15 protein-coding genes are annotated in these 12,924 nt (G+C 69.0%); 9 read left to right on the plus strand and 6 right to left on the minus strand.

Annotated elements, in window-relative coordinates:
* The first annotated feature begins 4 nt into the window (after positions 1–4).
* Complete coding sequence (locus AC5Y6X_RS07410; RefSeq protein ID WP_499985610.1) at positions 5–1,087, plus strand: PDR/VanB family oxidoreductase; 1,083 nt, start codon at positions 5–7, stop codon at positions 1,085–1,087.
* On the opposite strand, the gene AC5Y6X_RS07415 is transcribed toward AC5Y6X_RS07410, so the two are convergent.
* Both AC5Y6X_RS07415 and AC5Y6X_RS07420 read right to left on the minus strand, forming a co-directional pair.
* The gene (locus AC5Y6X_RS07415) at positions 1,074–1,592 is read right to left on the minus strand and encodes a GNAT family N-acetyltransferase (RefSeq protein ID WP_499985611.1); all 519 of its coding nucleotides are present in this window, start codon (positions 1,590–1,592) and stop codon (positions 1,074–1,076) included. The genes AC5Y6X_RS07410 and AC5Y6X_RS07415 overlap by 14 nt on opposite strands.
* Positions 1,589–2,167, minus strand: a complete 579-nt coding sequence (locus AC5Y6X_RS07420; protein ID WP_499986465.1) for a TetR/AcrR family transcriptional regulator — start codon at positions 2,165–2,167, stop codon at positions 1,589–1,591. The genes AC5Y6X_RS07415 and AC5Y6X_RS07420 overlap by 4 nt, the downstream gene beginning before the upstream one ends.
* A gap of 147 nt (positions 2,168–2,314) precedes the next feature.
* Between AC5Y6X_RS07420 and AC5Y6X_RS07425 the strand changes: the two genes are divergently transcribed.
* Together AC5Y6X_RS07425 and AC5Y6X_RS07430 are read left to right on the plus strand one after the other, a co-directional pair.
* The gene (locus AC5Y6X_RS07425) at positions 2,315–3,313 is read left to right on the plus strand and encodes an aromatic ring-hydroxylating dioxygenase subunit alpha (protein ID WP_499985613.1); all 999 of its coding nucleotides are present in this window, start codon (positions 2,315–2,317) and stop codon (positions 3,311–3,313) included.
* A complete protein-coding gene (locus tag AC5Y6X_RS07430) occupies positions 3,310–4,398 on the plus strand; it encodes an NAD(P)H-dependent amine dehydrogenase family protein (RefSeq protein ID WP_499985615.1) in 1,089 nt (362 codons plus the stop codon). The genes AC5Y6X_RS07425 and AC5Y6X_RS07430 overlap by 4 nt, the downstream gene beginning before the upstream one ends.
* Positions 4,399–4,434: 36 nt before the next feature.
* On the opposite strand, the gene AC5Y6X_RS07435 is transcribed toward AC5Y6X_RS07430, so the two are convergent.
* Positions 4,435–4,812, minus strand: coding sequence for a DUF732 domain-containing protein (locus AC5Y6X_RS07435; protein ID WP_499985617.1), 378 nt, complete (start codon positions 4,810–4,812; stop codon positions 4,435–4,437).
* A gap of 264 nt (positions 4,813–5,076) precedes the next feature.
* On the opposite strand from AC5Y6X_RS07435, the gene dapB reads away from it, so the two are divergent.
* The 3 genes from dapB to AC5Y6X_RS07450 are packed head-to-tail and all read left to right on the plus strand — an operon-like array spanning position 5,077 to position 6,720.
* A complete protein-coding gene (gene dapB / locus AC5Y6X_RS07440) occupies positions 5,077–5,814 on the plus strand; it encodes a 4-hydroxy-tetrahydrodipicolinate reductase (RefSeq protein WP_499985618.1) in 738 nt (245 codons plus the stop codon).
* Entirely contained in the window at positions 5,811–6,257 is a 447-nt protein-coding gene (locus AC5Y6X_RS07445) for a hypothetical protein (protein WP_499985619.1), read from the plus strand. Before dapB ends, AC5Y6X_RS07445 begins: the two co-directional genes overlap by 4 nt.
* 7 nt (positions 6,258–6,264) lie before the next feature.
* Positions 6,265–6,720: a flavodoxin family protein gene (locus AC5Y6X_RS07450; RefSeq protein WP_499985621.1), complete on the plus strand. Its 456-nt coding sequence runs from the start codon at positions 6,265–6,267 to the stop codon at positions 6,718–6,720.
* A gap of 9 nt (positions 6,721–6,729) precedes the next feature.
* Here AC5Y6X_RS07450 and AC5Y6X_RS07455 read toward each other — a convergent pair whose 3' ends face one another.
* Genes AC5Y6X_RS07455 through AC5Y6X_RS07465 form a run of 3 tightly spaced genes read right to left on the minus strand, consistent with a single transcriptional unit; the run spans position 6,730 to position 10,176 of the window.
* Positions 6,730–7,731 (minus strand): VOC family protein, encoded by a 1,002-nt coding sequence (locus tag AC5Y6X_RS07455; protein WP_499985623.1) that lies wholly within the window; start codon positions 7,729–7,731, stop codon positions 6,730–6,732.
* On the minus strand, positions 7,721–8,581 hold the full coding sequence (locus AC5Y6X_RS07460; RefSeq protein WP_499985625.1) for an alpha/beta fold hydrolase: 861 nt from the start codon (positions 8,579–8,581) through the stop codon (positions 7,721–7,723). The genes AC5Y6X_RS07455 and AC5Y6X_RS07460 overlap by 11 nt, the downstream gene beginning before the upstream one ends.
* Entirely contained in the window at positions 8,578–10,176 is a 1,599-nt protein-coding gene (locus AC5Y6X_RS07465; RefSeq protein ID WP_499985626.1) for a bifunctional 3-(3-hydroxy-phenyl)propionate/3-hydroxycinnamic acid hydroxylase, read from the minus strand. Before AC5Y6X_RS07465 ends, AC5Y6X_RS07460 begins: the two co-directional genes overlap by 4 nt.
* A gap of 99 nt (positions 10,177–10,275) precedes the next feature.
* On the opposite strand from AC5Y6X_RS07465, the gene AC5Y6X_RS07470 reads away from it, so the two are divergent.
* The 3 genes from AC5Y6X_RS07470 to dmpG are packed head-to-tail and all read left to right on the plus strand — an operon-like array spanning position 10,276 to position 12,919.
* Positions 10,276–10,905 carry a TetR/AcrR family transcriptional regulator gene (locus tag AC5Y6X_RS07470; RefSeq protein WP_499985628.1) on the plus strand — a complete coding sequence of 210 codons (630 nt, stop codon included), beginning with the start codon at positions 10,276–10,278 and terminating at the stop codon, positions 10,903–10,905.
* A 17-nt stretch (positions 10,906–10,922) separates the two neighbouring features.
* Positions 10,923–11,882, plus strand: a complete 960-nt coding sequence (locus AC5Y6X_RS07475; RefSeq protein ID WP_499985629.1) for an acetaldehyde dehydrogenase (acetylating) — start codon at positions 10,923–10,925, stop codon at positions 11,880–11,882.
* Positions 11,879–12,919, plus strand: a complete 1,041-nt coding sequence (dmpG, locus tag AC5Y6X_RS07480) for a 4-hydroxy-2-oxovalerate aldolase (protein ID WP_499985631.1) — start codon at positions 11,879–11,881, stop codon at positions 12,917–12,919. Before AC5Y6X_RS07475 ends, dmpG begins: the two co-directional genes overlap by 4 nt.
* The last annotated feature ends 5 nt before the right edge of the window (positions 12,920–12,924 follow it).

A 12,924-nucleotide genomic window follows, 5' to 3' on the forward strand; every position in this document is an offset into this window, starting at 1 on the left:
GGGTTTGACTGTGCCGGAAAGCATTTGGACGTCCAGGCCCGCCGACCTCTACGGCCGGCGCGACCACGATCGGCTGGCCACGATGCTGTGGGGGATACGCACGCTGTTCGGCGGGCTCGCCTCGGTCTCGCGCTGGGAGCCGTCGCGGGTCAGGCCGGTGCGGCGCACGCAGACCGCGGTGGTCACCAAACGCGAACTCGTCGCCCCGGACGTCGTCGCATTGACGCTCGCCGATCCCGACGGCGGGCTGCTGCCCTCCTGGACGCCCGGCGGGCACATCGACGTCCAGCTGCCGTCGGGCCGGCGCCGGCAATACTCGCTGTGCGGCCCGCCCGGGCGGCGCACCGACTACCGCATCGCCGTGCGCCGGATCGCCGACGGCGGCGGCGGGTCGATCGAGATGCACGACGCGTACGGCGTGGGCGACGCGCTGGTGTTCGAGGGCCCCCGCAACGCGTTCTATCTCGGCACCGCCGAGCGTGACGTGCTGTTCGTGATCGGCGGCATCGGGGTGACGCCCATCCTGCCCATGCTGCACGCGGCCCAGCGGCGCGGAATCGACTGGCGCGCCGTCTATGCCGGCAGCAGCCGCGCCTACATGCCGTTCCTGGACGAGGTGGTGTCGGTGGCCCCGGAGCGCGTCACGGTGTGGGCCGACGACGAGCACGGCCGGGTCGCCGGCGTGGACGAACTACTTTCCGGCGCCGGGCCGACGACGGCGGTGTACGTGTGCGGGCCCACCGGCATGCTGGAGGCGGTGCGCGTGGCCCGCGACCAACACGCCGACGCGCCACTGCATTACGAGCGGTTCAGCCCCCCGCCGGTGGTCGACGGCGCTCCGTTCGAGCTCGAGCTCGCGCGTTCCCGCCGGGTGCTGCGCGTGCCGGCGAATCGGTCCGCGCTGGACGTGATGCTCGACCACGACCCGACCACCCCGTACTCCTGTCGGCAGGGCTTCTGCGGGACCTGCAAGGTCAAAGTGCTTGCCGGACAAGTCGATCACCGCGGCCGCACCGCGGTCGGCGGAGACGAGATGGTGGTGTGCGTGTCGCGGGCGAAGGGCGATCGCCTGGTCATCGACGCCTGAGGCGCGCCGACCGGGGGAGCCGGTAGCCCACGTGCGGCACGGGCACGCCGGGCAGCGGCTTCCACACGAAGGTGCGGCCGTCCAGACGGAAGTTCCTGTGCTCGTAGAACTCTCGCGCCTTGAGGTTGTTCTCCGCGCACCACAGGATCACGTCGCCCGGCGGGTCGGCGCGCACCGCCTCGTCGAGCAGGCGGCCGCCGATGCCGAGGCGCTGGCTTGCCTCCGCCGTGTACAGCGCGTCGATCTGCACGTCGTCGGGATTGAGGGCGTCGGGCCCGAAGATGGTCATGCCGAGCGGGTCGCCGTCGCGCTCGGCAATCCACATGGACCAGCCGGGGCGGCTGAGGTCGTGCGGGTAGGTCTCGGTGGCCCAGCGCTTCGGCGAACCGAGCACGTCGAGCAGATCCTCGGCCAGCATCCCCGACCAGGACCGTCGCCACACCGGATAGTGCATCCGCGCGACGTTCGCGAAATCGGCGGGCTTGGCCTCGCGGATCGTGATCATCGCGCCCGGGAGCCTTCCAGGTAGGCGGCCAGCGCGTTGGTCAGGCCCCGCCGCGCCACGTCGAGATCGGCGTACGAACCCAGCTGGCGCTCGGAGACCAGGCCGCGCATCGCGCCGGGGATCAGGGCGGCGACCTCGCGCACCCGCTTCGGGTCGACGTCGAGCCCGGCGAACGCGCTCTGGCAGGTCTGCAGCCAGCTCTTGCCCCAGGAGAACAGCTCGGTGGCGGTCCGCGGGTAGAGCCGCTCGAGCTCGACGGGGTCCCGGGGCAGCGCGGCCCGCAGGTTCTCGATCGCGCGCGAATCCGCCGATGCCAGGCCGTGATAGAGCGTTTCGACGATGGCGCCGACGCGCTCGCGCAGGGGAGCGTCCGGCTGGACCGGCGCGGACAGCGTGGAAAACGTCGCGGCGCGCCGCTCGGCGGTGCGGTGCAGGACCGCGGCCCAGAAGCCGTCGGTGTCGCCGAATTGGTACTGCACCGCGCCCCAGGTGGCGCCGATGTCCTTGGCGATGCGGTTGGCCGACACCGAGCCCGGCTCGCCCGAGGCCAGCGACCGCAGCGCCGCCTCGAGCATGCTCTCGCGGGTCGCGTTGCCGCGCCGGTTGGGGCGGCGGCCGGCGACCTTGGATTCGGTCACCCGTCTAGCCTAACATTTTCATAGAGGGTACTGTGATTCGTCGAGGAGGGATGCTCGCATGGCAGGGTTCGATGGCAGGGTCTGATGGCTAGGCCGCCGTTGTCGATGAAGCCGACCGGGTGGTTCCAGGTCGCCTGGTCCGACGAGATCGGCGCCGGCGACGTGCACAGGATGAAGTACTTCGACCAGGACATGGTCGCCTGGCGGGCCGACTCCGGCGAGCTCACCGTGATGAACGCCTACTGCGAACACCTCGGCGCGCACCTGGGATACGGCGGCAAGGTCGTCGGCGACGTGCTGCAGTGCCCGTTCCACGGGTGGCAGTGGAGCGCCGAGGGGCGCAACGTGTGCATCCCGTACCAGGACCGCCCCAACCGCGGCCGGCGCATCCGCACCTATCCCGTCGTGGAGCGCAACGAGTCGGTCTACATCTGGCACGACGTGCAGCGCCGCGAGCCCTACTTCGACGCGCCCGACGTGTTCGCCGCGTTCGGCGACGGCAGCAGCGCCGCCGGCTACTACCCGCAGCAGCGGCTGTACCGGCAAAGCCTCGAGCTGCACCCGCAATACGTGCTGGAAAACGGTGTCGACTTTGCGCACTTCAAGTTCGTGCACAACACGCCGATCGTGCCGGTGTTCACCCGGCACGACTTCGGCGAGCCGGTCTCCTTCGTCGACTTCACCATCACCTTCGAGGGCGACGACGGCCAGCGGATCGAGGACGTCAACAGCGGGGTGCAGGCCATCAACGGCGGGCTGGGAATCGCGGTGACCAAGAGCTGGGGCATGGTCGACAACCGCACCATCTCTGCGATCACGCCCGTCGACGAGTCCACCTCCGATGTGCGGTTCATGGTCTACATCGGTCGGCCTGAAATCGACGCGGGCAAGGACCCGGCCCGGGCCGAGCGCAAGGCCGCCGAATTCGGGCGGGAAGTCATCCGGCAGTTCGAGCAGGACATCGAAATCTGGTGCCACCAGCGCTATTCCGACCCGCCCGCGCTGGCCGCCGACGAGTACGAGGGCTTTACCGCGATCCGCAACTGGGCCAGGCAGTTCTACGAGGAAGGCTTGACGGCATGAACGCACCCGCCGCACCCATTCGCGTCTTCCAGGTCGGAAGCGGAAACGTCGGCTCGGAGATGATCAGGCGGATCGCCACCCAGCCCGACCTCGAACTCGTTGGCGTGCACTGCTATTCGCCGGAAAAGGTCGGCAGGGACACCGGGGAGTTCGCCGGCCTGGCGCCCAACGGGGTGAAGTTCACCGGGACTGTCGAGGAGATCGTCGCGGCCAGCCCGGACGTGCTGACGTTTCATGGCGTGTTCCCCGACGAGGACCTCTACGTCAAGGTGCTCGAGGCGGGCATCAACATCGTCACCACCGCCGACTGGATCACCGGGTGGCACCGCGACAGGAACCACCCGCACCCGTCGGGCAAGCCGGTGACCCGGCTGCTGGCCGAGGCCGCCGAGAAGGGCGGCGCGACCTTCTACGGCACCGGGATGAACCCGGGGCTGAACCAGATCCTGGGCGTGGTGTGCTCGGCCGACGTCGCCGACATCGAGAACATCACCACCATCGAATCCGTGGACGTGTCGTGCCACCACTCCAAGGACACCTGGATCGAGGTCGGCTACGGCCAGCCCGTCGACGACCCGGAAATCCCGTCGAAGCTGGAGAAGTACACCCGCGTGTTCGCCGACAGCGTGCTCATGATGGCGGACTGCTTCGACCTACCCCTCGACGAGGTGAGGTTCAGCTACGAGCTGGGCGCCTGCACCAAGGACGTCGACCTGGGCTGGTACACGCTGCCCAAGGGCTCGCTGGGCGGCAACTACATCAAATACCAGGGCATCGTCGACGGGGTGCCGCGCGTCGAGACGCACCTGGAATGGCAGATGACCCCGCACACCGACCCGAGCTGGAACATCAAGGGCTGCTACATCACCCAGGTCAAGGGCGACCCGTGCGTCTACAACAAGCACATGATCTTCCCCAAACCCGGTGTGGACCTGTCCAACCCGGACAATTTCGCGTCGATCGGCATGACCGTGACCGGCATGCCCGCGCTGTACTCGATCAAGTCGGTGGTGGCGGCGCCGCCCGGGCTGATCACCAGCGCCGACCTCCCGCTGCGCGGGTTCGCCGGACGCTTCAAGAAGTAGGCTGCGCCGAGTCTCCTTGTGCTCTAAGCTCTTTCGCTAGCCGTGCCACGGGCACAGGTCGCGGATGGTGATCCGGACGACCTGCGCCGCGCCGTCGGGGCCCAGGTCCGGATTGGCCGCCGCGAACTGGCTCGCCATGCTCTGCGGGGGGAGGCCGGCGTCCATCAGGCCACACATGGCCAGGCCCTGGTCCAGGGCCGCCGAGCCGCCGTAGCTGTTACCGAGGCCGGCCGCGGCGATGTCTTGCAGGAAGGCGTGCCGGCCGCACCCCGGGCCCGCCCCCGGTGCCTGCCCCTGGGGGCACACCGGTGCCGGGGCGGCGTTCGCCTGAGGCCCGGGGCCCAGGGTCATGGCCGCCAGGACCGCCAGGCCGGCCGTTCCCGCCGTGCCGACTGCGCGGGACAGAGTTGACATTTGCCACCTCACTCGGTGGCAACGGTCCATCGGCACTGGACCCGGCCCTGGCCTGGCCCGTCAGGCCGGAAGCCCGGGCGGAGGCACGATAGATCGTTGCCTCGACGTTTTCGTGACTGTCTCGCTGCGCATATTTTTGCTCAGCGTGATTCCAATGTGGTTCCGCAAGGTCACACGCGGCTGGATTTTGGCTGTGAGTTTCCTGGCCGTTTGCATTCGCGTCACCAACCGGACACCTTGGCGGCCCGGGCTAGGGTGAAGACCATGCGGGTAGGCGTGCTGGGGGCCAAGGGCAAGGTCGGGTCGACGATGGTGGGCGCCGTGCAGGCCGCCGAGGATTTGACCCTGTCCGCCGAGGTGGACGCCGGCGACCCGATGAGCCTGCTGACCGACGCCGACACCGAGGTGGTCATCGACTTCACCCACCCCGACGTGGTGATGGACAACCTGAAGTTCCTCATCGACAACGGAATTCACGCCGTCGTCGGCACCACCGGGTTCACCGCGGAGCGCCTCGAGCGGGTGGAGTCGTGGCTGTCCGGGCGGCCGAACACCGGCGTGCTGATCGCGCCGAACTTCGCCATCGGGGCGGTGCTGTCGATGCACTTCGCCCGGCAGGCCGCGCCGTTCTTCGACTCGGCGGAGGTCGTCGAGCTGCATCACCCGCACAAGGCCGACGCCCCCTCGGGCACCGCGGCCCGGACCGCCAAGCTGATCGCCGAGGCGCGAAAAGGGCTGCCGCCCAACCCCGATGCCACCAGCACCGGCCTGCCCGGCGCCCGCGGCGCCGACGTCGACGGCATCCCGGTGCATTCGGTGCGGCTGGCCGGGCTGGTCGCCCACCAGGAGGTGTTGTTCGGAACCGAAGGGGAGACGCTGACCATCCGCCACGACAGCCTGGACCGCACGTCCTTCGTGCCGGGCGTGCTGCTGGCCGTGCGCCGCATCGCCGAACGCCCGGGCCTCACGGTGGGCCTCGAGCCGCTGCTCAATCTGCAATGACGCGCACCCAGCTGCTCATCGCCTTGCTGTGCGCGGCAATGCTGGTGTACATCGGCCTGCTCGGCCGGCTGGCCGTCGCGCTGATCGCCTCGGGTCGGGCCGCCGCCGTCGGCCTGGGGCTGGCGCTGCTGCTGATGCCCGTGATCGGGCTGTGGGCGATGATCGCCACGCTGCGGGCCGGGTTCGCGCACCAGCGGCTGGCCCGCCTGATCGCCGAGGACGGAATGGAACTCGACACCAGCGCGCTGCCGCGGCGGCCGTCGGGGCGCATCGAGCGGGATGCGGCCGACGCGCTGTTCGCCACCGTGCGCACCGAGGTCGAGGGCGATCCCGACGATTGGCGGCGCTGGTACCGGCTGGCCCGGGCCTACGACTACGCGGGGGATCGCCGCCGCGCGAGGGAAACGATGAAGACCGCAGTCGAGCTGCAGGGCCGCCGATGAGCAACACATGAGCAAGACGCTGCTGATCGTCCACCACACGCCGTCCCCGTTCACCCAGGCCATGTTCGAGGCGGTGCTGTCCGGCGCCACCGACCCCGAGATCGAGGGCGTCGAGGTGGTGCGCCGGCCCGCCCTGACCGTCGCGCCGGCCGACATGCTCGCGGCCGACGGCTATCTCCTCGGCAGCCCGGCCAACCTGGGCTACATGAGCGGCGCGCTCAAGCACGCGTTCGACGTCTGCTACTACCCATGCCTCGACGCGACGCGCGGGCGCCCCTTCGGCCTGTACCTGCACGGCAACGAGGGCACCGAGGGTGCCGAGCGCGCCGTGGAGGCGATCACCACCGGGCTCGGCTGGGTGAAAGCCGCTGAGCACGTGGTGGTCTCGAGCAAGCCGAGCAAGGAAGACCTCGAGGCGTGCTGGAACCTGGGCGCGACGGTCGCCGCTCAGCTGATGGGGTGACCCCGCAGGTCAGTCGTCGGCGATGCCCGGCGCGCTCAGCGCCGCGACGGTGTCCTCGCGATGTGCCAGGGATCGCGCGGCGGCGGCGAACATCTCCAGCTTGTCGATGACGGTCTGCCCTTCGGGCTTGTGCCCCCAGATGCTGATGCCCTGATGAGTGGTGGGTTTCCAGGTGGACTCGTCGACGACGATCGGGTTCCACCCGACCTCCCACTCGAACCCGGACGGGGTCATCGCGTAGTACGACAGTTCCTTGTCGTTGGTGTGCTGCCCGACCGACAGGGCCATGTGGAAGCCCAGCTCCTTGACGCGCTGATATGAGGTCACCATGTCGTCGAGCGTGCCGACCTGCACGTTCACATGCTGGACGCGCGTGCGAATCGGGTTGACGGGCAACGCATTCGCCGCCGCGATCGCCACCGAGTGATGGCGCTGGTTGACCCGCAGGAAGCGGATCTTCAGCTTCATGCCGTTGATCGTCTCGTCGATGTAGTCCGACAGGCGCGCGTCGAACACGTGGCTGTAATACCCGCGCAGCCGATGCGGCCTTTTCGTGGTGATGGCGACATGGCCGAGTCCGCCTGCGCCGGTGACGAATCCGCTGCCCGGTATGTCCAGCGGCAGCGCGGCGGTGCGGGCGGTGGTGTAGACCTCCTGCGTCAAGCCGTTCGGCCCGGGAAACCGCAGGAAGCGCTCGACGCCGCGCAGCTTGGCGTCGTCGTCGGAGCCCTCGACCGCCGGCACGCCGTGGTCGGTGACCCGGCTGTGGATCTCGTCGAACGTGTCGTGGCCGTCGAGGTGCCAGCCCAGCGCGACGACGTCCTCGGCCGGTCCCCGCCGCAACAGGAAGCGGCATTCGTTGGCGTCCAAGCGAAATCGGACCACGTCGGGCATCATCTCGTCGAGGTGCATGCCGATCGCGTCGCGGCCGAAGCGTTTCCAGTCGTCGAACCTGTTCGTTTCGATCACGGCGTAGCCCAGGTGGACATTGCCGAACAGATCAGCGGTCATGCGAATCTCCTGCCAAAAATGCGGCGGTGACCGCGTTGAAGAAGTCGGCGCGTTCCCACTGCACCCAGTGGCCGGTGTTGGCGCTGATGAGCACGTCGGCGTTGGGCAGCCGCTTGCCGAGCATCGCTGCGCCGCTTGGCTTGTTGACCTTGTCGTCGCGGCCCCAGATGACCAGGGTCGGGGTCGCCAGGCTGCTGAGCCTGCTGTCGCGCGTTGGGTCCATCCGCCACAGCGTCCGCAACCCGTTCGGGCGTTGCAGGGGCGGGTTGGCGACGACCTCCGGGTCGATCGACGACGCATAGCGGGACTCGATCAGCGACTCCGGTACGGCGCCGCCGTCGTACACCAGATAGTCGCGGATGAACGTGCGCATCTTGTCCAGGCTGGGCCCGTCGCCGCCGTAGTACGACAACAGTGCCTTGAGGCCCGCGGTCGGCAGTTCGCGGCTGAGGCCGACGCCGCCCGGGCCCATCAGCACGAGCCTGCCGACCCGGTGGGGCGTGTCCAGCGCCAGGCGCAACGCGCAGGCGCCGCCGGCGGAGTTGCCCACCAGGTGCGCCCGCTGGATGCCGAGCTGGTCGAGCATCCCGCGGATGTGGTCGGCGAAATATCCGAAGGGGTCGCTTTGGTCGACGCCCTTGGACGATTGGCCGTAGCCGGGCATGTCGGGAACGATCACAAGGAAGTTCTCCGCCAGGGCGTCGATGTTGCGCGAATAGTTCGACACGCCAGAGGCTCCGGGGCCACCGCCGTGCAGCAGGACCACCGGCTCGCCGGCGCCCTTCTCGGCGACGAAGATGTCCCGGCCGTTGATGCGCACGGTCCGCTCGGTCATGGTGAGGCTTGTCATGAGGGTTTCCCTTTATGTCTTGAATTACGCCTTGAATTACGCCTTGAATCACCCCTGAATCCGGCCGGAGGGGGCGGCAGCGGCCGGCCTTCGGCGGCGCCGGCATAGGTGAACCCGTCGGGTCGCACGACAACCGCGGAAGCGCCCTTCCTGTCGAGCCAGCGCGTCAGCACGCCGTCGGCGTCGACGACGCTGTCAGGACTCGGCTTGCTTCCCGGCACAAGGACTTTCACGATGGGCACGCCGGCCGCGCGCCAGTCGTCCAGCGCGGGTGCGGGGCCGAGGTGCAGGACTACCCATTGGCCGCCGACGACGTCGTCGAGGCGGACGGCGTCGCCCTTTTCGTCGACGACCCACGGCTGCGGGATCAGGCAACCGACCGAGGCGTTACCGTTGGGCGCCAGCAGACCCTTGTGATGGCGCGCATCCGGCAGCCACCGATGTTGGCGCAGCCACGCGGTGAATCCGGGCACCTTGCTGATCGTTCGGTACACGTGATTGCGCACCGCCGCGCGGCGGGGGTCTCGCTGGGTGATGACCTGCCCGACCTTCACCGCGCGGCTGGTCACCTCCTTGACGTGCGGCACCCGCTCGGCCTGGTAGGTGTCGAGTACCCATTCGGGCAGGGACCCGCGCAGCACCGCGTCCAGCTTCCAGCACAGGTTCGCGACGTCGCGAACTCCGGCGCACATGCCCTGACCGATCCACGGCGGCATCGCGTGCGCGGCGTCGCCGGCCAAGAAGATCCGCCCGACCCGCCACCGGTCGGCGAAGCGCACGTGGTGGCTGTAGCAGGCGAACCCGAGGATCTTCACGTCTTCCGGCGAAATGCCCTGGCCGCCTAGGACTTTCCAGATCGCTTCCTCGTTGAGGAGGTCCTTTTCGTCCTCCTCGTCGCGCACCGGGAACTCCCAGCGGTGATGCCCCAGCGGGGTGGGGCAGTCGACGGTGGGCCGGGCCGGGTTGCAGTGGAACCGAAGCCGGTCGTGGCCGGGCCATTCCTTGAGCACCTTGGTGTCGATGACGATCCACCGCTCGGCGTAGGTGCGGCCCGAGAAGCCGATGCCCAGCTGCCCGCGGATCGGGCTGGACCCCCCGTCGGCCGCGATCACATAGGAGGCCCGAATCCGCCGCAGCTCATCGGCTTTGAGATCGGCAAGCATCAACTCGACGTCCCCGTCGCCCTGGATCACCCGCAGGCACTCGTGCTCGAGGAGGACCGAGACGTTGGGGAAGCGGTCGACGCCCTCCCGCAGCACCTTCTCCAGCGCGGGCTGGTAGATGAACTGCTGGGGCGGGTGGCCGTTGCCGCGCGAAACCGGCAGCAGCCGCACGAACGGCACGCCGTCGGCGTCGACGAAGGTCGCCCCGTTGCCGGGCTGCATGTCGGCGTTGAGGCGGTCGGCCAGGCCGACCTGTTGCCAGATGCGCACGACCTCCTCGTCGGTGGAGATGGCCCGGGCGCGGGCGTAGATGTTCGGGTCGCGCTCGACGACGACGACCTTGAGCCCCGCCTGGCCCAGCATGTTGGCGGCCGTGACGCCCACGGGTCCGTACCCGACGATCGCCACGTCGTACGTCGATTGGTCTGTCATGGGCCGGCCCTTCGGGGAGTTGCTGGGGGAGTTGTTAATGTAGCGTTCCATACAGTAAGCTGTCGGCAGCGTGATCGTCAACACCCGGAAGGGGCCAGCGTGGCAGCGAAGAGTCCATCCGCCGGTACGCGGCGCACTCGCGCCAACGGCGAGCAATCCCGCGAGCGCATCCTGGACGCGGCGACCGAGGTGGCCACCGAGCGCGGCTACGACGGCGCCACGATCTCGCTGGTCAGCAAGAAGAGCGGTCTGCCGCCGACGTCGATCTATTGGCACTTCGCCGACAAGGACGACCTGATCGCCGCGGTGATCGAGCGGAGTTTCCAGCGATGGCTGGCCGAGCTGGACCTGCCCGACGTCGGGTCGGACCGCGAGTGGGCGACGGAGCTCGGCGCGCGGGTCGCCAAGGCGCTCCTGGACGCGCCCGATTTCCTCCGGCTGGGGCTGATGCTGTCGCTGGAGCGTCGCCCCGTTGAACCGCGGGCCAGGGCGATGTTCCTCGAGGTCCGCGATCGGGCGTTTCACCGGTTCGAGGCGATCGTGCGGGAGGTTGCACCGAGGCTTGACGACGAAGGCGTGCGCACGCTCACCACTTACGCGATCGCGGGCGCCGACGGCTTGTTCATCGCCAAGGAAGTCGGCGGGGACTCCGTGGACCTGGTCAAGTTGTTGGGTCTGCACGCGCGGGTCGTCTTCGAGGCGGCCGCCAAAGTTCTCGAGTCCGAGTAGTCGGCAGGAGCAGATCCATGAATACCGAACAATTCCCGGTCGCGATCATCGGGTCGGGGAACATCGGCACCGACCTGATGATCAAGATCCTGCGCGGCGACGGCCCGTTGCGGGTGGCCGCGATGGTCGGGGTGGACCCGGAATCCGACGGGCTGGCCCGGGCGAAACGGCTTGGCGTTCCCACGTCTTCGGACGGGATCGACGGCCTGGTGGCGATGCCGCACTTCGGCGACATCCGGCTGGTGTTCGACGCCACCTCGGCCGGCGCCCACGCCAGGCACTGGAACGTGCTGCGCGACAAGGATGTACGTGTCCTCGACCTGACACCCGCGGCGATCGGGCCGTTCTGTGTGCCGGTGGTCAATCTCGACGACCACATCGACGCGCCGAACCTCAACATGGTCACGTGCGGGGGACAGGCCACCGTGCCGATCGTCACCGCGGTCAGCCGGTCGGCGCTCGTGTCGTACGCCGAGATCGTGTCGTCGATCTCGGCGAAGTCGGCCGGTCCGGGCACCCGGGCCAGCATCGACGAGTTCACCGAGACGACCGCCACGGCGCTGAAAGTCGTTGGGGGAGCGCAACGAAGCAAGGCGGTGATCATCCTGAACCCGGCCGATCCGCCGATCCTGATGCGCAACACCGTGTACTGCCTGGTCGAGGGGGACTGCGACCACGCGGCCGTCGACGCGTCGATCACGGCGATGGTTGCCGAGGTGCAACGCTACGTGCCGGGCTACCAGCTCAAGCAGCCCGTGCAGTTCGAGACGTTCGACGCCGACAATCCGCTGCACATTCCGGAGACCGGGAAATTCATCGGCACCAAGGTGACCGCGATGCTGCAGGTGACCGGTGCCGCACACTACCTGCCGGCCTACGCCGGCAACCTCGACATCATGACCTCGGCCGCGCTCGCGACCGCGGAACGGATCGCCGCGCACTCGATGACTCACTCGATGACTGGAGTATCGAAATGACCGAGCGGCTCTACATCAGTGACGTCACGCTGCGCGACGGGATGCACGCCGTGCGGCACCAGTACAGCCTGGGACAGGCCACCGAGATCGCGGCGGCGCTCGACGCGGCGGGGGTCGACTCGATCGAGGTGGCGCACGGCGACGGGCTGTCCGGATCCAGCTGCGTCTACGGGTTCGGTGCTCACACCGACCTCGAGTGGATCGAGGCGGTGGCCGGCGTCGTCCACAGGGCCGCGATCGCGACGCTGGTGCTGCCGGGCATCGGCACCGTGCGCGAGCTGGCCGCCGCGCACCGGGCCGGAGCCAGCGTGGTGCGGGTGGCCACGCACTGCACCGAGGCCGACATCTCGGCGCACCACATCGCCGCCGCGCGCGAACTCGACATGGACACCGTCGGCTTCCTGATGATGAGCCACATGGCCGGCCCGCAGCAGCTGGCCGAGCAGGCGAAGCTGATGGAGGCTTACGGCGCCGGGTGCGTGTACGTCGTCGACTCGGGCGGCGCGATGACCATGCGCGATGTCGCCGAGCGCGTCGATGCCGTGCGCCAAACCCTGGACGGCGCAACGGAAATCGGTATCCACGCGCACCACAACCTGTCGCTCGGCATGGCGAATTCGATCGTCGCCGTCGAGCATGGCTGCCGCCGGGTCGACGCGTCGTTGGCGGGCATGGGCGCGGGCGCGGGCAATGCGCCGCTCGAGGTCTTCGTCGCGGCGGCCACCCGCATGGGCTGGCGACACGGCTGCGACCTCGACGCCCTCGAGGACGCCGCCGACGACCTGGTCCGGCCGCTGCAGCAACGACCCGTGCGCGTCGACCGCGAGACGCTGACCCTGGGCTACGCGGGCGTGTACTCGAGCTTCCTGCGTCACGCCGAGGAGGTCGGCGAACGGTTCGACGTCGACGCGCGTGCGCTGCTCGTCGAGGCCGGACGCCGCGGCCTGGTCGGCGGGCAGGAAGACATGCTCGTCGACATCGCCCTCGACCTGTCCGGCGAACGGGCTTCGGTGCTGCCTTCCAGGCTGCCGGGCTGATGGAT

This window comes from Mycobacterium sp. NGS26, from assembly GCF_059813025.1.

Excerpts from the sequence above, each read along its gene's own strand:
- AC5Y6X_RS07415 (WP_499985611.1), bottom strand. The coding sequence starts at position 1,592 with ATGATCACGATCCGCGAGGCCAAGCCCGCCGATTTCGCGAACGTCGCG.
- AC5Y6X_RS07420 (WP_499986465.1), bottom strand. The coding sequence starts at position 2,167 with ATGCTCGAGGCGGCGCTGCGGTCGCTGGCCTCGGGCGAGCCGGGCTCG.
- AC5Y6X_RS07425 (WP_499985613.1), top strand. The coding sequence starts at position 2,315 with ATGGCTAGGCCGCCGTTGTCGATGAAGCCGACCGGGTGGTTCCAGGTC.
- AC5Y6X_RS07430 (WP_499985615.1), top strand. The coding sequence starts at position 3,310 with ATGAACGCACCCGCCGCACCCATTCGCGTCTTCCAGGTCGGAAGCGGA.
- AC5Y6X_RS07435 (WP_499985617.1), bottom strand. The coding sequence starts at position 4,812 with ATGTCAACTCTGTCCCGCGCAGTCGGCACGGCGGGAACGGCCGGCCTG.
- dapB (WP_499985618.1), top strand. The coding sequence starts at position 5,077 with ATGCGGGTAGGCGTGCTGGGGGCCAAGGGCAAGGTCGGGTCGACGATG.
- AC5Y6X_RS07445 (WP_499985619.1), top strand. The coding sequence starts at position 5,811 with ATGACGCGCACCCAGCTGCTCATCGCCTTGCTGTGCGCGGCAATGCTG.
- AC5Y6X_RS07450 (WP_499985621.1), top strand. The coding sequence starts at position 6,265 with ATGAGCAAGACGCTGCTGATCGTCCACCACACGCCGTCCCCGTTCACC.
- AC5Y6X_RS07455 (WP_499985623.1), bottom strand. The coding sequence starts at position 7,731 with ATGACCGCTGATCTGTTCGGCAATGTCCACCTGGGCTACGCCGTGATC.
- AC5Y6X_RS07460 (WP_499985625.1), bottom strand. The coding sequence starts at position 8,581 with ATGACAAGCCTCACCATGACCGAGCGGACCGTGCGCATCAACGGCCGG.
- AC5Y6X_RS07465 (WP_499985626.1), bottom strand. The coding sequence starts at position 10,176 with ATGACAGACCAATCGACGTACGACGTGGCGATCGTCGGGTACGGACCC.
- AC5Y6X_RS07475 (WP_499985629.1), top strand. The coding sequence starts at position 10,923 with ATGAATACCGAACAATTCCCGGTCGCGATCATCGGGTCGGGGAACATC.
- dmpG (WP_499985631.1), top strand. The coding sequence starts at position 11,879 with ATGACCGAGCGGCTCTACATCAGTGACGTCACGCTGCGCGACGGGATG.